Here is a 20,191-nt window from a genome sequence, read left to right as displayed (position 1 = left end):
ACGCTACATGGCGGGCGAGGACTTCGCCGTGACCGCGGGCTGGGGCCACTTCGGAGCGGGCGATGCCGTGATGCCCGGCAGAGGCCACATCGTCGAGCGTCCCTATCGACCTGAGGAGCGCGCAGCGTTGGCAGAACACCTTGCCGTCCTTGGTGAGACCACCTGCGATGTCTACCTGAATGGGGAGGCGTACTGGCGCAACCTACCCTCCGCCGTCTGGGACTACCGGCTTGGCGGCTACCAAGTGCTCAAGAAGTGGTTGTCCTACCGGGAGAACGAGATTCTGGGCAGGAGTCTTCGTTCCGAGGAAGTTCAGCACTTCGCCGACACCGCACGACGAATCGCCGCATTGCTGTTGGTGTCATCCTCCAGCTTGCCATAGTAGACTCCCCATTCGAGCGAGCGTGGGTGCTTGGCAGACCGATACACGGGACGGACGCGAGTGGAGGTCACAATGACCGAGAAGCTCACTAACAGAAATCCTGCCATCTTGGACGACTCCCGTATTCTCGGGGACCAGGGTTCCGGTGCGCATGCTGATCGCACCTCGAAGTCGGCGACCAGCTCGGCGAGTTTCTAGACGGCTACCCCACGGTATCGAGGGCACCGGCCGTCGCACTGCTTGAGCGGATGCCGACCGACCGCTCTTCCACGGCCTGACCGAACGGTTACTCCGTTTACGGCCACGAAGGGCCAATGGCATCCGATTCGATCAGGTGGAAATAATGGGGGGAAGAGAGTCGAAGAAATATTCGTAACTCTTTTAAGTTGAATAGTTTACGGAATTTTTGGAATCAGTCCGCCGGGATGCAGACCCGGTCGAATGCCGTGACGACTTTTGCCACGGGCTGTTAACACGGGTCGCGGGAGCAGGACTCTGGTAGACTTGGCGAATATTGTCCGGGTCCGAATTGTCGACATCCGGACCCGATCCCGGAGAGAGGAAGAACATGAGAAAACACATGCGAATCTTGTTGGCGGCTCTACTGTTTTCCGGAGCCGCGCTGGTGGCCAACCACGGGACTCCGACGACCGAAGCGCTCATGCGTGATGCGGCGCAGGTCCTGGCCCAGTCCCTGGACCGGGTCCAGCGGTCCTATACCCTGTTCCCCTTCGAGGCGGATCACCGGGCCGACTGGCATTACTTTCCCGAAGGAGGATTTACCCGGGTCCACGGCTACACCCGCAACGGCATCACCTTCGGACAGATGAACCCCATGCAGAAACACCTGGCCAGCGGCCTGCTGGCTTCGGGATTGAGCCGCAGCGGTTTCGCCAAGGCGACCCGGGTCATGAGCATGGAGGAGATCATCCGCGCCATCGAGGACGATCACACGGGGCACCGGGACGCCGAGAGTTTCCATTTCTCCATCTTCGGAACTCCTGGGGACGAGGGCAACTGGGGCTGGCGGGTGGAGGGACATCATCTCTCGCTGCACTACACGCTCAAGGACGGCAAGCTCATCTCGTCCAGTCCCACCTTCTTCGGAGCCAATCCTCACGAAGTGGCCCAGGGAGCCCACAAGGGGATGAGAGTGCTGGAACGGGAGGAGGATCTGGCGGTCGCCTTTCTCAAGAGCCTGGATCCTGAGCAGCAGAGTCAGGCCATCTACCAGGAGGTGGCGCCCGAGGACATCCTGACCTTGGCCGACCGCCGGGCCGGGATCGAGGGCGACCTCAAGGGGCTGCCGGCATCCAAGATGACGGAGGCGCAATATGAGGGTCTGATGGAGCTAATCGGTGAATACGCCGGCAACATGCCCCAGGAAGTGGCGGCCCGCCGCATGAAGACCGCTCGGGAAACGCCCCGTGATCAGCTCTACTTCGCCTGGGCCGGACAGATTGGACGGCCCAAACCGGAGGCCGTTCCCATCGGCGGCAGGACCACCGGGAATCGGCACGCCAGGGGCAACTACTACCGGGTCCAGGCCCCGACCTTCCTCATCGAATACGACAACACCCAGAACCTGAGCAACCACAGCCACTCGGTCTGGCGGGACTACGAGAACGATTTCGGCTTCGACGTCCTGGCGGATCACTACCGGAAATACGATCACGGGACCGGTGGAATCCACTGGGCTGGCCTGGATCGGAGTGACATCCGGTAAAAGAAGCGAAACTTCGAATCGGAGAGGAAGGACGGAAATGTACAGAAGGACCGCAGTTCTGCTGTGTCTCTGGTCCGGAATGGCGGCGGCCGCTCCGCTGTCGGCCGCGGGCATCATCGGCGTCACTCGGGGTGGCGCCGATTTAAAGGTGCCGCCAACCGAGCCTGCCGACGCCACCTGGCGATACGGCCTCGGCACCGCCCATCAGATCGGGCCTCGCCAGGCGGCTCTGTTTTGCGGCATCCGCCGCGAATACGGTCCCGGAGTCGATTTCGAGATCGGCACCGACGCGGTCCTGTTCGACGACCTCTCCGACGTGCGGGCCGAACGGGCCGTCGTCCTCTCTCGAAATCACCTCGAACCCAATCCCAACTCCGATCCTCCCGGAAAGCCGGCCGTCATGGTGAAGTATCCGGTCCAAGGCGGATTCATTCCCCTGGGGGCGAGGCGGGAAAACGGGTCCCCGTATGAACAGGGGGGAACCGGGTTTGGAGTGGCCAGCGCCATCGGCTGGCCGGCTGCCGATTCAGATGCGTCCGGCGACAAAGTCTGGCGCTTCGAGAATCCTCGGGGGGTCGAACCCTTCGGGCGAAACGAACAACACAAGTATTTCGAGGTTCAACAATACGCGTTCGACGGCGAGGCGTTCCGGGTGGTCGAGACCCGCAAGGTGGCCGAGACCGAGCTCGTTTCCGGCTGGCGGGTCACCAACCGCGGTCTGGGCCCGGCCATCCTTGACGGAGAAGACCTGATCATGGGAATGGTGGGGGCGCCTCTGGCGGCGACCGGTTCCGTGCCGTCGGAACCGACCGGAGCGGTCCTCGTACGGTGGGAGCATCGGAACGGAAAATGGGAAGCGTCGGACATCATCCCCGTGACCGGAGGGGACAACTCCTTCGAGCCCAGCGTGGCGCGCGACCGGGACGGGTCCCTCCTCTTCTGCGTGCGCGGCGGCAAGGAGCCGGACCACAACGACGTGCGCATCTGGCGTTCCCGGGATCAGGGCCGGAATTGGGAACAGATCATCTACGTCCGGGGGATCATCGGCAGCACGCCCATCAACCTCAACCCGGCCACCGACGGCAGCCTCTACGTGGCGTCCAACCTCTACCAGGTTCACATGCACCCCTGGCCCCACACCTACCGCCTCCCCCGGGACCGCCGGGGGAATCAACGGGGCGGCGGTTGGTTGCGCGAGACCCTGGCGCTGTGGCCTTTGCGGCCGGACCGGACAGGTCTGGAGACACCCATCATCGCCCGCGACTGCCGGAGCGAATTCGGCACTCCTCCCGGAGGCTCCACCTGGAACGTCGATCACCCCATCGCCGTGAACCTGAGACTGCGGGACGGCCGCTGGCACAACGTCATGGTGACCCGGATCGTGGAGTACGGAGAGATTGTCCGCCAGTTGGGCCCGGCTCCCCAGTCCGGAGCCTATCTCGAGGAGGTCCACTCCTCGGGCAAACCGGTTCCCGCCTGGCGATTCGAAGACTAGCCTGGGTCGCGCCTACTGGGCGCGTTGGATGTGCCTGAGCAGCTCGCCCCTGGTGGTGAGGATCAGGATGGTCTTGGCGTCCACGCCCCGCTCGTAGGTTTCCATGCTCTTCATGAAGGCGTAGAACGAAGCGTCCCGGTTGTACGCCTCGGCGTAGATCTGGGTCGCCTCGCCGTCGGCCCGGCCGCGGGTTTCCTGAGCCGTCTTGTACGCTTCCGACTGAATCCGCTGCAGCTCCCTTTCCCGCTCGCCCCGGATCCGGGCAGCCTCGCCCTGACCTTCAGACCGGTAGCGCTCGGCGATCCGGTTGCGTTCGGCGATCATGCGGGCAAAGACGTCCTTCTGAACCTCTTCCACGTAGTTGATCCGCTTGAGCTGGAGATCGATGAGCTCGATCCCGAAGTCGGCCACCTTGGGCGTAGCGGTCTCCAGAATTTCCCGGGTGATGGCCTGACGCCCGGTCTCGATGGTCTCCAGCACCGAGGTCTCCTCTTCGGCTTGGTCCTGGGCATCCTGGGGTTCCCGGTTGCTGGTCCGGACCACCTCCACCAGGTCGTGGCGGGCGATGGCATTGCGGGTCTCGCCGTCCAGGATGTCGTCCAATCGGGACTGTGCCCTGGGTTCATCCCGCATCCGCTCCAGGAATCGGAGCGGATCGCTGATGCGCCACCTGGCATAGGTGTCGACCCAGATGAACCGCTTGTCCTTGGTCGGCATCTGGTCCGCATCTCCGTCCCACTCCAGAAAACGCTTGTCGAAATAGTTGGCCGTCTGGATGAAGGGAAGTTTGAAATGCAGACCCGGATCGGTGACCGGATTGCCCACGGGTCTGCCCAACTGGGTGATGATGACCTGCTCGGTTTCGTTCGTGACGTAGGTCCCGTTCACCATCAGGGCGAGGACGGCCACAACCAGGATCAGATAGAGCTGCCGGCCCTTCATTGGTCCGTTCCCTCCGCCCGCGATCGGCCCGGGATCAACTTCTCCAGAGACTCCATGGGGAGCAGCGGGATGACACCGTCGGCATCCTGGTCCAGAAACAGTTTGCGGCCTGATTGAGGCAGGATCTTCTGCATGGTCTCCATGTACATCCGCCGCCGGGTGACCTCGGGCGCCCGGCGGTAGGCGTCGTGCAAGGACTTGAAGCGGGAGGCGTCCCCCTTGGCCTGGTTGACGCGTTCGAGGGCGTAGCCCTGAGCCTGCAGAACGGCCTGTTCCGCTTCACCCTTGGCCCGGGGGATCACCTTGTTGTACTCGGCGCGAGCCTCGTTGATGAGGCGGTCCATCTGTTGCTGGGCCTGGTTCACCTCGTCCCACGACGGTTTCACGGGATCGGGGGGATTCACGTTCTGCAAGACGACCTGGTCCACGGTGATTCCGGTCTCATACTGCTTGCAGAGATTCTGAAGCTTCTGCTCCGCGCTGTCCTCGATTTCCTGGCGGCCCACGGTCAAGACCTCGGTGACGGTCCGGTCTCCCACCACCTCGCGCATCACCGCTTCGTTCATGTCCCGAAACGTCTCCTGGACGTTCCGGACCTTGAAGAGAAAAAGGTAGGGATCGGTGATCCGGTACTGGACGATCCACTCCACCACCGCCACGTTCAGATCTCCGGTGAGCATCAACGACTCGTCCAGGAACCGCTTGGAGGCGTATCGCGTCCGGATCTCCGGCTGGGCGGTCCGAAACCCGAATTCCTGCTTGAGCTGACGCTGCACCGGGACTTTCAATACATCTTCCACGAAGGGGAGCTTGAAGCGAAGGCCCGGTTGGGCGGAGCGAACATGACGCCCGAAAAAAAGGACGACTCCGACCTCTTCCGGCTGCACCTGGTAGACGGTCCCGAAGGCCGTAATCGCCGCCAGAACGACCAGGATTCCTACTCGGACGTACCTCCAATTGATTTTCGGAGGACGAAACTCGGGCATGTCGAAAACTTGGTCAGCCATGTTGAAAGCTCTACCGACTCAAAGAAAAGGATAACAGAGATGGTCCCCGTCGGCAGAATGAATTCGAAAGCGGGTGCGCCATGAGGCCGAAGAGTGTCATGGGGAGCCGGCCGGCGATCCGTCGTATGCCCGGCTCACTTCGTCCACGATGATGTCGAGTCCGCATTCGATCCGGTCCCAGTCGTCGGCGTAACTGATGCGAATGCATTCCCGCTTGTGCCGCCAGTCGTCCTCCTCGAGTCCCGGAAAGAAGTAGTGGCCCGATACGACGATGACACCGCGCGCTTTGAGCCGTTTGTAGAGCGTGGCGTTGGTCATGGGGAGGCCCGGCATCCAGAGCCAGAGAAAAAACGCGCCCTCCGGTTTGTGAATACGGATCGGGTAGTCCTCCAGCCCGGCGCGGAGCCGGTTCACGGCGCGCTCCGCGCGATCCTGGTAGTGGGGCCGGATCACCTCCCGGACCAAAGCCAGGACCTCGCCGCTCTCGATGAGATCGGTGGCGAGGGCGGGTCCGAGCCTGCCGGGCGACAGGCAGAAGATGGCCGTGGCGGCGGCCAAAGCGGCGACGATCTCCTCGTTCGCAATGACGATCCCGGTGCGCAACCCGGGAAGTCCGAGTTTCGACAGACTCATGCAGACCACCATCTGCTCGTCCCATACCGGGGTGTCCTGATCGAAGACGATGCCCGGGAAGGGCGATCCGTAGGCGGTGTCCAGGATGAGGGGCACACCGCGGGAACGGGCGGCGGCGCGAAGCCGGTCGACCTCCAGGTCGGTGACCACGTTGCCGGTCGGATTGGACGGACGGGACACGCAGATGGCTCCAATGTCCTCGACACCGTCCATTTCTTCGAAGTCCACCCCGTATTTGAACAGCTTGCCGCCCAGCTCATGGATGGTCGAGCGGCAGGCGGTCAGCAGGCCGGGCGTGAGGCCCAGGTCCGCGTAGCCGATGTACTCCGGCGCCAGCGGCAGCAGGATGCGGCGCATGCTCCGGCCGGCATCCATGGGGCCGGCCAGGAGATTGAACAGGGGCAGGAAAGCGGATTGGCTCCCGTTGGTCAGGGCGATGTTTCGCTCACTGATTTCCCAGCCCAGCTCTCTTCGCAGGAATCGGGCCAGCGCGCGGGCGAAATCCCGGTCTCCGTCCGGTCCGCCGTAAAAGCCGACCGCCTGCTCGAACGCCCCTTCGCGCTCCAGTAGCGCCTGCATCCGGCGGCGATACCGCGCGACGGCCGCCGGGACGAGGCTGGGATTGCCTCCTCCGAGATTCATAATCGAGCCGCCGGACGCTGCAATTCCACCCAGGTCGTCCATCAGCGACCAAGTCCCCGAGTCACCCAACAGCCGCCGTCCGAACGCCGAAAAATCCATGCTCACCTTGAGTCGCGTCCTCTCCTGTCTAGTCTACGGCGTTGGCCACGAGCTTCAGGATCCCGTCGTAACGTCCCAGAGCGAGGCTTCCGTCTTCGGACAGAGCCAGGGCCAGGATGGAATCGGGCTCAGGATCCCAAGCCCCGACGCGAGACAGCGGATTCGAGTCCCAGATTTTGACGACCCGATCGGTTCCGCCGGTGACGATCTTCCGGCCGTCCGCAGAGTAGACGATGTGTTCCGTCCCCCTCCGATGCGCCACAACAGAGCGTTTTACCTGCCACTCCTCTCCGTCCCGGACCCAGATCCGTATGGTCCCGTCGCCCCCCGCAGTCGCAATCTGGCCGCCTTCCGGATGGACGGCCACGCCGAAGAGGGGACCCTCGGCTCCGGGCAAGGTGACGAGCCGCCGGAGCGAGGCGACATCCCAGACCTTTACCGTTCCGTCCGCCGAAGCGGATACGAGTTCGTTTCCCGAAGGCAGGAAACCGATGGAATAGATGGGCCCGTTGTGCTCCTCCAAGGCGCCGATCTCGGCTCCGGTTCGGACGTCCCACAAACGAACCAGGCGATCGTAGCTGGAACTTGCCAGAAGGCGGCCGTCGGGACTGAAATCCAATGCGTAGACACAGTCGGAGTGCCCCTTCAGCTCGACCTGGAGCTTGGGCCCGTTCAGATTCCATACTCGAATCTCCCCTTGCCGGGCGGGAGCTCCGCCTCCTGCCGCCAACAGCTTTCCGTCGCGGCTGAAGCTGAGGCTCCGGACCAGGTCCCGGGGACCTTCGAGACTGTGAAGGGTTCGGTTCTCAACCAGGTCCAGAAGCTCGACCTGCCGGAAACCTCCCCGCGCCAGCCACTTCTCACTGGGATGGAAAGCCAAAGCGGCAAGCGGGGGCTCCACGTCGACTTGGGGCGGAATATCCGGGATGGGAACCGCATGGTCAGCGGCGGCCAGCGTTGCCGGAGGCCGGGCGCTGGCGTCGATCCAGGCTCTCACCAGTTGGATCTGTTCGGCCGGCAACTGGCCGTTGAGAGGCATTCTGGGCTCGGCCGTTCCCTCCAGCATCCTCACCAGGAGGCTCTGATCGGCATGACCCGCCACCAAAGGGGTTCCCTGCTCTCCCCCCTTCATCAAGTCCTGGTAGCTCTCCAGGACCAATCCTCCCAGCTTCAGGGCCGAGCTGTGGCAACCCACGCACTCGCGCTGGAAGATGGGCAGGATATCTCGATTGAAATCAGGTTCGGGCGGCGACTGCACCGCCCCGAGGGTGGAAACCGGAATCAACAGGAGGAGAACCGGGAAACAGGCCCGAAACCACATCGAATCTCGTCTCTTCTCCCGGTCTCTCCCTGTTCCCTCTAACCCGCGATTGACCTTCTGACGATGGTTTCTTGAAGTCCTTTCAGAAGCCCCTCCAGGTGCGCTATGCGCTCGCGGACCGCGGCAATCTGACGGTCCAACTGCGATTGAAACTCATCGAAGCGAGATTCCAGGGCGTCGATCCTCCGATCCAAGGCATCGATCCTGCCATCCAGACGCTTTTCCATTCGGGCCATATCCTGACGAAGACCCCGGTTCGTGGCGAGGATCAACCCCGCCAACGCAATGCCAATCGCCGCCATCGCCACGAGGACACTGATCAATTCGACGCTCATGTTTCCTCCAGTGGAACCTACTGACTCGCTCAGATCCTGTCAATTAAACGACGGACTACCGTTTATCCATGAGGTTTATCCATGAGATTTTTCCACCGACAAATTTCTTTCGGCGGCCTCAGATCCATCCCGGGCAAACCATGGCCGGCAGCGCGGTTCCTTGACACTGCCTGCGGCGACCGCATAGCCTCGTTTCCGCGAACCTCCCATGACTCGACGCCTCTCGGCTGTGTTCATTCTGGCTCTGGCGGCGGCCTCAGTGATCCGTTTCGGCTCCGGGTGGCTCCCTTCCGCAGAAAAGACGACGCAGGCCTCATCTCCTCCGCCTGCCTTCGACCTGTCGCAGCTCCCCCTCACCGTGAAGGTCTCGCTTGGACTGAAGGACACGGAACTGCGGGACTGGAACGGAATCGCCCACCTGAACCGGGGCGATTTCCACCGGATCCAGGGTTGGAACTTCGACGAGGAGAGGTCCGAGGTGGTTCAGGAACCGAAGATCGCCTGGCGGGTCCGGACCAAGCGCCCCGACGTGGACACGAGCTGGACCGTCAAGGGACTCGGGAACTCACGACCCCGCTATGGCTTCAAGCTCACCCGTCCCGTGGGCGTCTGGCTGCAACTGGACTCGGTTCCGGGCGCCCGGATGGACGTGAACACGATGCAGGGAGATTTCCAGGTCGACCTGGGCCAGCTTCCGGATATGGATCCTCTGTCGTTTCTGGACGGCGCCGCTTCGGTGGAAAGATCCCCGGCGGCTCTTCCCGTTTCCCGCTCGCCCGGAGAAGAAGACTACCCGTCCGTCGTGACCGGTCCCGACGGCCGGCTCCACGCGGCCTGGATCCAATACCAGGACGGCGCCGATCACCTCTACCACAGCACGCTGGGCAGCAACGGCTGGGGCCCGCCTCACCGGATCCCTTCGGCCGGAGGGGAACCCATCTACGGAACGGTCCTGATCACCGGGGGCCCCGGCGAGAGCCTTTGGATCATCTACAACCAACTTGCACGAGACCAGTTCGATCTCTGGGCCCGTCAACTGAAGCCCTCTCTGGAAGATCCCATCCAGTTGACCCGCCACCCGGGTAACGACATCAACCCGGTCACCGCCTCCGACGGCCGGGGGAGAAACTGGCTGGTCTGGCAGGGTCTGCGAGAAGGAAACTCCGACATCTACGCCCTCTCCATCTCCGATTTCCGCCGCCTGCCGGACGAGATCCGCGTCACCGAGCATCCCGGGACCGACTGGCATCCGGCTGTCGCCGTCGATTCCAGGGGCGGGGCCGCCATCGTCTGGGACACCTACCGGAACGGCGACTACGACATCTATCTGAGAACCATCGGCCCCAGGGGCCGCCTGGGAAAGGTGGAACCGGTCTCAGCCACGCGCTATTTCGAAGCCAACGCGTCGGTGGTCTTCGACTCCCGGGACCGGCTCTGGGTCGCCTGGGAGGAATCGGGGCCCAAGTGGGGCAAGGACTACGCCCAGGAAAGCAACTTCGCGGCGACCCTGCTCCATTCCGACCGCAAGATCCGGATTCGATGCCGAAGTCAGGGAAACTGGCACCGGATGGGACAGGACCCTGCAAGCCGCTTCCTGGACCTGCCTCTCAACTTCCAGGAACAGCCGCGGCTCCTGATGGGACGAAACGGCAACCTCTGGCTCATCTTCCGCCAATGGACCAGCCGCATGTATCCGGACGAGGTCTGGAACGTGTACGCCGTCCATTTCAACAGCCGGCGTTGGTCCAGGCCCCGGGAACTGGCCTTCAGCAGCGGCCGCTTGACGCAGGAGTTTCCCGCGGCCGCACACCCGGACGGAAGCGTCTGGGTGCTCTATCCCACCGACTACCGCGCGGGCGGAAACCGGCGCCTGGGACAGTGGGACCTCTGGTCCTCGCGCCTGGCCGCGCCGCCGGCCACGGGCGAGGCCGTGGATCTGCGCCCGGTACCGGCCCCGGCGCCCGAGACGAGTTATTCGCCCACACCCAACAAGCTCTACGAGACCACGGTGGGGAGCAAGACCTATCGCCTCTATTACGGCGACCTGCACCGCCACACCGATATCGTCGGTCACGGTTGGACCGACCTCTCCATCTCGGGTCAGTACCGTTACGCGCTGGACGGGGCGGAGCTGGATTTCATGGCCACGACGGACCACAACCAGACCTACAACATGGTGGCGGGCGGGGAGAGAAAAGCCGGAAAGGAGGACGCGCTGGGCGAATATGGCTGGTGGCGAACCCAGAAGGTGGCGGACATGTACCTGTTTCCGGGCCGCTTCGTATCCCTGTTCGGATACGAGCGGAGCATGGAATTCCCGGGGGGACACCGCAATCTGATCTGGCCCGAGCGGCGCGGCGAACTGATCCCCGGCGACGTGGGGATCCCCTCGGACAACATTCCACTGGGCCTCTGGGAAAGGCTCAAGGGGACCGACGGAATCTCCATCCCCCACTCTCCGCTGGGACCGCGGGTGAGCTGGAAATGGCATGATCCGGTGAGCCAGCCGGTGCTGGAAATGTACCAGGGCTTCCGCCGCTCCTACGAACACTCGGACGCACTCCCCGAGGAGAGCCGGGGGCCCCTGGGGAACCGGCCCGAAGGACCCCACATGTTGTGGGACGCCCTGGCCCGCGGACACCGCATCGGCGTCATCGCCAGCTCCGACCACGAATCCACCCACATGTCCTACGCGGGCGTCTGGGCCACGGAGTTTACGCGGGAAGGAATCTTCCAGGGCCTGAAACAGCGCCACACCCTGGCCTCCACGGACAATATCGTCATCGACTTCCGCATAGGCGACGCCTTCATGGGGGACGAAACCACCGTCTCCGAGACCCCGAAGCTGGAAATCAAGGCCATCGGAACCGGACCCATCCGCCAGATCGACGTGGTCAAGGACAACAGGTTCGTCTATCAGACCCGTCCCCACCAAAGGGAGGCATCGGTGACCTACCTGGACCAGGACTCCGGACCGGGGACCAGCTACTACTACGTGAGGGTCATCCAGGAAGACGAGATGATGGCCTGGTCTTCAGCGATCTGGGTCACGCGACGTTAAACCGGACCCCTCTCACGGAGTCTGCGCCCGTCCGGAGCCCCGCCGCCATCCCGGCTCAACGAGCCGCTGACGGAGGAATTTCCCCTCCCTCCAACCACCGAACCAAGGCCTTGCCCGGATCGGCGATCTCGTCAATGGACGTGTACCAGTAGGCCTCCCAGCCCGTCTCCGGCAAGCCGGCGAACAGCATCAGATTGAGCGGATAGGTTTCACTGTCCGTGCAGCGCCGAAAGTCGTCCCGGAATAGAAACACCGGCTTCTTCCAGGCGATCGCCAGCCCCAGCTCCACCATGACCCCTTCATCTGGCGGACAACCGTTGACCACCCCGAAGAAGCCGTCCGCCTCCCTCACGTCTCTGACATCGGCCTGACCGACCCGGTAGGCCCACCCTGGACTTGAGACGTCCTCCTCCCCGTTTCGCGCGAAGGGTTCCCAGACCTCCGCCCCGATCCCTTCCAGAGCAGCGACCAGACCGGTCAGCGGCCCTTCCTGCAATTGCAGGGAAAAGCCGTACGGATTGGCCAGGTAAAGAATCTTCCTGAATGTCATGTTGGTTCACCTGATTTTGGCTCGAGCCGGCCGGAGGACACCGGCTCATGGGACGTTACGGGGACTCCTCCGGAAAGCGGTCGGCTGCCGGCCATGGTTCCTGCTGCCGCAAGGATATTCGCACCAATCTGATTTCCTCGTAGGAGCAATCCTCTCCAACCATCTCCTTGACCGGCTTCACGACCGTGTCCAAGCTGCCCAATTCCCGGAAGGCCGCCGCGATCTTCTTCCTCTGCTCCGGCAGCGGCAGGTGACGGTCCAGGTCCAGTTCCTCGCCGGCCCTGGCCAGAAACTCCAAGTGGCCGACGATCGTGCCCTCAGTCAGGCCGCGCCGCCGCACGATCTCCTCGATGGACAGTCCCTGGCGTAACAGCCGTCCCGTCTGATCGTAGGTCGGGCTTCGTCCCTGGGTGCCGGGTTTCCAGAGACCGAGTTTTTTCAAGCGGGATCGGATCGCGCTGGGCCGTCTTCCGAAATGACTCGCCAGATCCGGAACATTCGATCCCTTCCCACGTTTCCGAACCAGTTCCTCGTCTTCTTCCCGAGACCACTTCTCATAGGCTCGGGCGTGTTCTTGACGGATTGCATCGGCCTCGTAGACCGCGTTTCCGGTCTTGTCCCCACTCTCCGTTGCAGGACCGGAGCCGCGGCTCGGCGCTGGAGGAGTGCGATCCTCCAGGCCGTGTTCCCGGGCGTGGGAACGGATGGCCTCGAGGAATTCGCCGCCCAACTGCTGCAGCTTCACCTCGCCCACGCCGGAAACGCGCGACAGGGACTTGCGGCTCTGGGGAATCCAGTGCGCCATCTGCTGAAGCGTCGCGTCGCCGAATACGATGTAGGGTGGCAGATTTCGCCGGATGGCGACCCGATTGCGCAGGCGGCGGAGCCTCTCGTACAGGACCCGATCGTAGTCGGAGCCTTCCTGGTCATCGGGAAGCGGACTCTCCTCATCCCTCAACGGCCTCGTGAGCCTGAGCTTGTCCCGGTTTTTCAGAAACTTCCACCCGTCCGGCGTGATCCCCAAGGTCGGGTATTTGCGTCCATTGTTGAAGAGGAGATCCCTCGCGACCAATTGCCTGGCCAGTTCCCTGAGGGCGGCTTCCGAAAACTCGCTCACGATGCCGTACACACTGAGCCTGTCGTGTCCCAACTCGAGGATCCGCTTGGCCCGTGACCCCCGGAGCACCCGGATGACGTGGCCGCTGCCGAAACGCTGGCCCGTTCGCACCACCGCCGACATGATCTTCTGGGCGATCTCCGTGGCATCGAACTCCTCCCGCGGCCCCAGGCAGACGTCGCAGGCTCCACAATCGTCCTGCTCCCGGGATTCGCCGAAATAGTCCAGCAGGTATACCCTGCGGCAGGACCGCAGATCGCAGAACTCGACCACTTTCGCCAGCTTGTCCCGCGAGCGGCGCCGTTCCATCCCGTCCTCGATCTGGTCGATGAAGTAGTCCTGTTTCACCTTGTCGCCGAAGGAGAAGAACAGGACGCAGTCGCTGGCCAGACCGTCGCGCCCGGCACGGCCCGTCTCCTGGTAGTAGCTCTCCAGCGACTTGGGCAGGTCGTAGTGGACCACCAGGCGGATGTTGGACTTGTCGATGCCCATGCCGAAGGCGATGGTGGCGACGATGATGTTCGCCTGGTCGTTGATGAACCGCTCCTGCGTCTTGCGGCGCACTTCGCCATCGAGGCCTGCGTGATAGGGCAGCGCGTCGAAACCGTTCTCCCGCAGACCTGCCGCCAGATCCTCCGTCCCCTTGCGCGAGAAGCAATACACGATCGTGGATTCTCCGTCGTATTTCTCCAGCAGCCCCATGAGTCCGGCATAGGCATTTTGTTTCGGCCGGACCGTGTAGGTGAGGTTCGCCCGGTTGAAGCTGGCGATGAACCGCCGGGGTCGGGCCAATCCGAGATGCTCGACGATGTCCACGCGGACCCGCTCGGTCGCGGTGGCGGTCAACGCAATGAAGGGGACACCGGACAATTCGAGGCGCAGTTGTCCCAGGCGGCGGTAGTCCGGCCGGAAGTCGTGACCCCACTCGGATATGCAATGAGCCTCGTCCACGGCTACCAGACTGATCTTGAGCGCGCTCAGGAACTCCCTGAATCCGGCTAAAGCCAGCCGTTCCGGGGCGACGTACAGGATCTTGAGTGAGCCGCGGCGAACCTGGTTCTGAACCCGGTCGATCTCGCCGCGGGGCAGGCTGCTGTTGATCAAGCCCGCCGGGATGCCGTTGGACCTCAAGGCATCCACCTGGTCCTTCATCAGGGCGATCAACGGAGAGACCACGAGTGTCAAGCCGCCGAATCGCAGCGCGGGCAGTTGGTAGCACAGGGACTTGCCCCCGCCCGTGGGCATGAGCACCAACGTGTCCCGGCCATCCAGGACGCTGGCGATGATCTCCTCCTGGAGCGGGAGGAAATCGTCGAATCCGAAGTGTGTCTTGAGAAGTTCGCGCACGTCGAAACCAGATCAAGCACCGAAGTGTTCACATCGCGAGGCCCGGCGATGCTTCCACACATATCTTTAAGATCACTAACGCCCCACATCCCGAATCGACTTCCCGAATTCGTTTTCCCAGTCGCTGACCATCTCGAAATCGCTCTGGGTCACCCTCCAGGATCCGAACTCCCGCTCCACCAGGAAGGACTGGCGGGTGTTGCGGTCGTTGTAGACCGTCTCGGTCAAGACGCGGACCTGATCCGGACTCAGTTCCTCCTGGCCCAGAATGGCCAGACCCTTGACGGCGCTTCCGCGCCTCCGGAGCCACTCCGACAGCCAGGGCGCCGAGTCCCGCGCCAGCAGGTCTTCCAGGCGCCTCCTCAGGTCTCCGCCGAAGCACTCCTTGAGCGCCTCGACGTCACCGCGCTCCATGGCCTGGACCATGGCGATCAGGACGTCGTCCGGATTCTCTTCCCTTTCCGTGTCCTTGACGGGGGTCTCGCGTGTGACGAAATAGAGGAAACAGCCGAGGATCGCCAGCAGGGAGAACCATTTCCTGGGTTCCATCTCCGTCTCCCCGAGGGTCCGCTTCGCCGGCTTCCCTCACTCCTCCACGGCGAAGATATCCAGGTCCAGGCCCTGCCGGCTTCCGGCATCGTCCAAAATGACCTTGCGGGTGCGGGGCAGGATCTCCTCCATGGCCTCCAGGAAGAGGCGCGCCGTGGTGACGGTGGGATGGCGCCGGTATTCTCCCCACAGGCTCAGGAAATGCTGCGACTCGCCCTGGGACCGGTCCACCACCTCCCGGCCGTAGATTCGGGCCTGCTGGAGGTTTTCCTGAGCCTGGCCGCGGGTTCGAGGCAACAATTCGCTGGCGTATCCCCGGGCCTCCTGCACGATGCGGTTCCGGTCCTCCCTGGCGTTGGCCACCTCCAGGAAGGCATCGCGGACCTGTTCGGGAGGACGGACCTGTTCCAGGGCCAGGGCGGTTACGGCCACGCCCAACGCCAAGCGGTCCGCCTCCTGCTGGAGATCCTCCCGGACACGATTCTGGATCTCGATGCGGCCCGTGGTGAGCACGTCGTCGACCCCCCGGATCGCCACGGCTCGAGAGAGGGAACGATAGAGCAGGACCTCCAGGACCCGGGGAAGATCGCGGGACCGATACAGATACCGTCCCGGATCCTGGATGTAGTACTGAATGGAGGCCCGGAACTGGACCAGGTTCTGGTCGCCGCTCAACAGGGAGTCGTCCTCCGTCAGGACCCGGACTCCCAAGGCCCGGTCCAGATCGGTGCCCCCGACGGTGAGACGCTGGGCCTCATTCGTCTTCAACAGGATCACCTCTTCCAGAGGGTACGGAACCGCGTACTGCAGACCCGGTTGGATCCGCTCCGGAAGCAGCCGGCCCAACCGCAACTTCACCGCCTGCCGATCGGTGGGGACATAGTAGATCCCGGACGCCACGTACAGGGCGACCAACACGGACGACAGCAGCAGGCTGTTGTGCCGCAACCAGTTTCTCACCGGGCCAACCTTCCGTTCCGCCCTTCGGTCAGCAACTTGAGCAACTCCGAGTCGGCCGAGAGGACCGCGGTGGTCTTGTCGTCCAGGATCCGCTGGTACGCTTCCAGCGTCCTGACCATCTGGTAGAACTCGGGATCCCGCGAATAGGCCCTTCCGTAGATCCGGGCGGCCTGCGCGTCCGCCTCGCCCCGGATGATCTCCGTCTGCTTGTAGGCTGCCGACAGCAGTTCCTCGGCCTGGCGGTCCGCCTCGGCCCGGATCTTGCGGGCCTCCTCCTCTCCTTCAGCCCGGTATTTCTTGGCGATGCGGTCCCGTTCCGCCCGCATCCGGGCATAGACGCTCTCCCGGTTCTGGGTGGGGAGGTTGATCCGCTTCACGTCCACCGACGCGATCCGAATTCCGTAACGTTGGCGGGAGACTTCATCGCACTCGCGCGTGAGTTTCTCCATCAAGGGTTCCAGGCGCACCTGTTCCGGGTCCGTGGCCACCAGCTCGGAGAGCTCGGTCCGGCCCAGATCGGCGGAGACCGACGACCACACGATGTCGTGCAGGCGCATCTCGGCCCCGGAGCGATCCCCGACGGCCCGCAGATACCGGAGCGGCTCCTGGACCTGCCAGATCACGTAGGTCTCCACCAGGAGATTCTTCTTGTCCCGGGTCAGATACTCGGAAGGCCGGGGATTGTAGAGATGCAACCGTTTGTCGATGCGCGTGAGCCCCTGGAAGAACCATTTGAACCGGAGTCCCGCCTCCTTGTACTCGGCAACGGGGCGTCCGAACTGGGTCACCAGGACCATCTCCTCCTCGTTCACCGTGAACAGGCTCCGGTACGCCAGAATCAACAGGACCACGATCCAGAAGACCTTGCTTCGGATCACCCTTCCGGTTCCGACCGATTGCCTGCTTTTCTCGCCGTCCGCGGGCGCCTTCACTGGGTAGTGCATCTCCGGGTCATCTCCCACTGGCGGAGACCGCCTTCTCCAGGTTTCCCAAATTGAACACCGAGTTACGGAACAGCAGCATCTTCCGGCGTCCCGAGCTCTGGTCCAGGATGTACTTCTTTTTCCCTGCCAAACCCGCCTCGACCGCCTCCAGGTAGACACGGATCCGGGTCGTCTCGGGCGACAGGCGATACGCGCCGTAGCGCAGATCGAAGCGGCGGGACTCGCCTTCGGAACGTTGGACCCGGGAGACCGCATAGGCCCGGGCCTGGATCTGGCGCCCCTGGGCCTCACCCGCCGCGATGGGGACCCGCTCGTTGGCGTAGGCATGAGCCTCGTTGATCATGCGGCTCTTCTGCTCCAAGGCGCTGGCCACGTCCCGGAACGCCCCCACCACCTCCAGCGCGGGATGAACGTCCTGGAGCTGGAAGGCCTGGACTCGAACGCCCAAGCCCAGACGTTCCGCCTCCGATCGGACCATTTCCATCGCCGCGCTCTCGATGGTGCGCCGGTCGAGGGCCAGAATCCGGTCCAGCTCCATGGTGGCCGCCACCTGGCGCAAGGCGCTCTCGCACAGGAACTGCAAGGTGGATTCCAGGCTCGAGCTGGCGAAGAGGTATTGATGGAAGTCGGCGATGGTGTAGTGGACGACCGCGTTCACCTCCACCAGGTACTCGTCTCCCGTGAGCATGAGCGCCTCGTCTTCCCTCCGCAGATAGCGTCCCTGCCGATGCTGAATGTTCCACTCGTAGGCGGCCGGCCCCCCTTCGACCTCGGCCGCCGAGTCGGAGATCCGGAAACCCAGCTCCACGGTGCGTACCTGCGCCGGCCGGAGCCGGTGGAGGGTCTCCACGGGCCAAGGCGCCACGTAGTGAAGGCCCGATCCCAATGAACCCTCGACCAGCCGGCCCAGTCGCTGGACCACTCCCACCTCTTCGGGCGCCAGGATCCGGATCCCGGAGAGCAGGTACGCCAGGACGGCAGCCGCCCCGGCCCAACGCAGCAGGGACCCTTTGCGATGGCCTGCCCAGTGAAGGGAGTGCCTGAAGAGATGGGCCGGATTCCGATGGTGCAACCAATGGAGCACATCGTGCTGGAGATGGTGGACGTCGTGGCGGAAGTGGTGGTACCGGTGGCCCAGGTGGTGCAACCGGTGGCGAAGCCGGTGGGGAAGAAGCTCCGACGGCCGGCGATCCAGCAGCTTGAGGGAATTCATCAGGACCAGGAACGAGGAACCCTGGTGGACAACGGCGGCGCCCACGGCGCTCAGGTACCCCCAGAAGGCGGCCATGACCGCGGCCAGGTTGAAGACCAGACCGAACCAGAAGATGTTGTCGTGAATGGTCTTGACGGCGCGGCGGCTCATGCGGATCAACGGTTTCAGGCGGTCGAGCCCCCCATCCCCGACCAGAACCACCCCCGACGCTTCGGCTGCGATGTCGGTCCCCGTGTCCCCCATGGCGATGCCGACGTGGGCGGCGGCCAGGGATGGCGAGTCGTTGACGCCGTCTCCCACCATGGCCACCCGGAGGCCCTGGAGCTTGAGATCCTCCAGGTGGGCCAGCTTCTCCTCGGGAAGCAGGCCGGCATGCACCTGGGCGATCCCCACCTCCCGGCCCACCCGAAGGGCCGCCTTTTCGTTGTCTCCCGTCAAGAGCAGAGACTTCCGGATCCCCAATTCGCGCAACTCGGCCACCGCCCGGCTTGCCTCTTGCCGGGGCTGATCCTGCAGGAGGAGGACGCCGGCGGCCCGCTCTTCCCATCCCACCAGGACGGCGATGCCTCCTTCGGACGCGGCCTGATCCAGGACGTCCCGCTCCGGCTTGGAAAGGGCGACTCCCTGCTGTTCCAGGAAGCGGGCGCTGCCGACGAGTACGGTCGGACCCGCCTCATCGCCGGTGGAAGGCAGCGTTCCTTCCAGTCCCAGACCCGCGTGCCTTTGGACCGACTCCCCGGGCGAGACGTCGAGCCCGCGGCTCTCGGCCGCCTCCCGAATGGCCTTGGCCAGCAGATGCTCGGAGAAGAATTCCAGGGAGGCCGCCCAACCCAGGATCGCATCGGGACGGAACTCTCCGAAGGGAATCACCCGGACCAGCTCGGGCCGGCCCCGGGTGAGGGTGCCGGTCTTGTCGAAGGCGAAGCAGTCGATCTTGGAGAGCTCCTCGATCTGGACCCCGCCCCGAACGACGATCCCCTTCCGGGCCAGGGCGCTGATGGTGGCCAGCACCGCCGCCGGCGTGGCCAGGACCATGGCGCAGGGACAGGCCACGATGAGGATCGCCACGGAGCGCATCCAGTCGCCCGTCACCACGTAACAGAGAACCGCGATTCCCAGCACCAGGGGCAGGAACCATTGGGCGTAGCGGTCCGCGGTCCGCTGGATGGGAGCCTTGCTCTCCCGGGCCTGGCGCACCAGCTCCACGATCCGGTTCAACACCGTGGTTTCGCCCACCTGGCGGGCGCGGACCAGGAGCCGGGCGGTCTGGTTCACGCTGCCGGCATAGACCTGGTCGCGGACCGACCGCTCCCGGGGCACCGACTCGCCCGTGATGGAGCTCTCGTCCAGGAGCGACTCCCCTTCCAGGATGATGCCGTCCACCGGGACCCTCTCGCCGGGATAGACCACCACCCGGTCCTCCGGCCGGAGTTCTCCCAGAGCCACCCGTTCCTCGCCGTCGTCTCCCCAGCGGTGGGCCTCCTGGGGCAACATCGAGAGAAGCTGCGTCAGGTCGGTGTGGAACCTTTGGGAGGCGTAGGCTTCCAACGTCTCGCCCACGAGCATGATGTAGACCACCTCGGCGGCGGCCAGGTACTCGCCCACGTAGAGGGCGGCCAGAGCCGCCAGAGTCACCGCCTGATCGGCGCTGATCCGCCGGGAGATCACGTCCTGGAACGCCCGGTGGAAGGTGCTGTACCCGTAGAGGAAGGTCAGGACGATGCCCAGGTCCCAGGGGAAAGGCGAAACGACCCACTCCTGCCAGTAGGCCACCAGGAGCAGGCCGCCCAGGACCAGTCCCGCAAAGCGCCAGCGGAAGACGGCCCCTTCGTCCAGATGGAACGTGTGTCCGAGGGGAGGGATCATGA

At 63.9% G+C, this 20,191-nt stretch carries 15 protein-coding genes and 1 pseudogene; 5 read left to right on the top strand and 11 right to left on the bottom strand.

All coding sequences use genetic code 11. The annotated features are described in order from the left end of the window. The 4 genes and pseudogenes from OXT71_15255 to OXT71_15240 all read left to right on the top strand — a co-directional run. A partial coding sequence (locus tag OXT71_15255) for a DNA methyltransferase (protein MDE2927751.1) occupies window positions 1-382 on the top strand: 382 nt, incomplete at its 5' end. Between the two features lie 72 nt (window positions 383-454). After that, window positions 455-660, top strand: a pseudogene (locus OXT71_15250) (DUF433 domain-containing protein). 290 nt (window positions 661-950) lie between these two features. Further along, on the top strand, window positions 951-2,108 hold the full coding sequence (locus OXT71_15245; GenBank protein MDE2927750.1) for a DUF3500 domain-containing protein: 1,158 nt from the start codon (window positions 951-953) through the stop codon (window positions 2,106-2,108). A 37-nt stretch (window positions 2,109-2,145) separates the two neighbouring features. Beyond that, window positions 2,146-3,603, top strand: coding sequence for a sialidase family protein (locus OXT71_15240; protein MDE2927749.1), 1,458 nt, complete (start codon window positions 2,146-2,148; stop codon window positions 3,601-3,603). Between the two features lie 12 nt (window positions 3,604-3,615). Here OXT71_15240 and hflC read toward each other — a convergent pair whose 3' ends face one another. The 5 genes from hflC to OXT71_15215 form a co-directional block, all read right to left on the bottom strand. Next, window positions 3,616-4,545 carry a protease modulator HflC gene (hflC, locus tag OXT71_15235; GenBank protein MDE2927748.1) on the bottom strand — a complete coding sequence of 310 codons (930 nt, stop codon included), beginning with the start codon at window positions 4,543-4,545 and terminating at the stop codon, window positions 3,616-3,618. Next, window positions 4,542-5,552: an FtsH protease activity modulator HflK gene (gene hflK / locus OXT71_15230; GenBank protein ID MDE2927747.1), complete on the bottom strand. Its 1,011-nt coding sequence runs from the start codon at window positions 5,550-5,552 to the stop codon at window positions 4,542-4,544. The genes hflC and hflK (OXT71_15230) overlap by 4 nt, the downstream gene beginning before the upstream one ends. Before the next feature lie 96 nt (window positions 5,553-5,648). Next, window positions 5,649-6,926 carry a valine--pyruvate transaminase gene (locus tag OXT71_15225; GenBank protein ID MDE2927746.1) on the bottom strand — a complete coding sequence of 426 codons (1,278 nt, stop codon included), beginning with the start codon at window positions 6,924-6,926 and terminating at the stop codon, window positions 5,649-5,651. A 28-nt stretch (window positions 6,927-6,954) separates the two neighbouring features. Beyond that, window positions 6,955-8,247 (bottom strand): hypothetical protein, encoded by a 1,293-nt coding sequence (locus tag OXT71_15220; protein MDE2927745.1) that lies wholly within the window; start codon window positions 8,245-8,247, stop codon window positions 6,955-6,957. A gap of 38 nt (window positions 8,248-8,285) precedes the next feature. Then, a complete protein-coding gene (locus OXT71_15215; GenBank protein ID MDE2927744.1) occupies window positions 8,286-8,582 on the bottom strand; it encodes a hypothetical protein in 297 nt (98 codons plus the stop codon). A 208-nt stretch (window positions 8,583-8,790) separates the two neighbouring features. Here OXT71_15215 and OXT71_15210 point away from each other — a divergent pair, with 208 nt between their 5' ends. Further along, a complete protein-coding gene (locus OXT71_15210) occupies window positions 8,791-11,643 on the top strand; it encodes a hypothetical protein (GenBank protein ID MDE2927743.1) in 2,853 nt (950 codons plus the stop codon). Window positions 11,644-11,698: 55 nt separating this feature from the next. On the opposite strand, the gene OXT71_15205 is transcribed toward OXT71_15210, so the two are convergent. The 6 genes from OXT71_15205 to hflK (OXT71_15180) form a co-directional block, all read right to left on the bottom strand. Beyond that, the gene (locus OXT71_15205) at window positions 11,699-12,193 is read right to left on the bottom strand and encodes a nucleoside 2-deoxyribosyltransferase (protein MDE2927742.1); all 495 of its coding nucleotides are present in this window, start codon (window positions 12,191-12,193) and stop codon (window positions 11,699-11,701) included. Between the two features lie 55 nt (window positions 12,194-12,248). Continuing rightward, a complete protein-coding gene (gene recQ, locus OXT71_15200; protein ID MDE2927741.1) occupies window positions 12,249-14,657 on the bottom strand; it encodes a DNA helicase RecQ in 2,409 nt (802 codons plus the stop codon). Window positions 14,658-14,732: 75 nt separating this feature from the next. Further along, window positions 14,733-15,206: a hypothetical protein gene (locus OXT71_15195; protein MDE2927740.1), complete on the bottom strand. Its 474-nt coding sequence runs from the start codon at window positions 15,204-15,206 to the stop codon at window positions 14,733-14,735. A gap of 36 nt (window positions 15,207-15,242) precedes the next feature. Beyond that, complete coding sequence (gene hflK / locus OXT71_15190; GenBank protein ID MDE2927739.1) at window positions 15,243-16,166, bottom strand: FtsH protease activity modulator HflK; 924 nt, start codon at window positions 16,164-16,166, stop codon at window positions 15,243-15,245. Next, a complete protein-coding gene (locus tag OXT71_15185; GenBank protein ID MDE2927738.1) occupies window positions 16,163-17,044 on the bottom strand; it encodes a protease modulator HflC in 882 nt (293 codons plus the stop codon). Before OXT71_15185 ends, hflK (OXT71_15190) begins: the two co-directional genes overlap by 4 nt. A 73-nt stretch (window positions 17,045-17,117) precedes the next feature. Continuing rightward, window positions 17,118-20,189: an FtsH protease activity modulator HflK gene (gene hflK / locus OXT71_15180; GenBank protein MDE2927737.1), complete on the bottom strand. Its 3,072-nt coding sequence runs from the start codon at window positions 20,187-20,189 to the stop codon at window positions 17,118-17,120. Between the last annotated feature and the right edge of the window lie 2 nt (window positions 20,190-20,191).

The sequence above is a fragment of the Acidobacteriota bacterium genome (genome assembly GCA_028874215.1).
Classification (GTDB): Bacteria; Acidobacteriota; UBA6911; order RPQK01; family JAJDTT01; genus JAJDTT01.
Note: the sequence above shows the minus strand (reverse complement) of the source record. Positions and strands in the feature narration are given on the sequence as shown.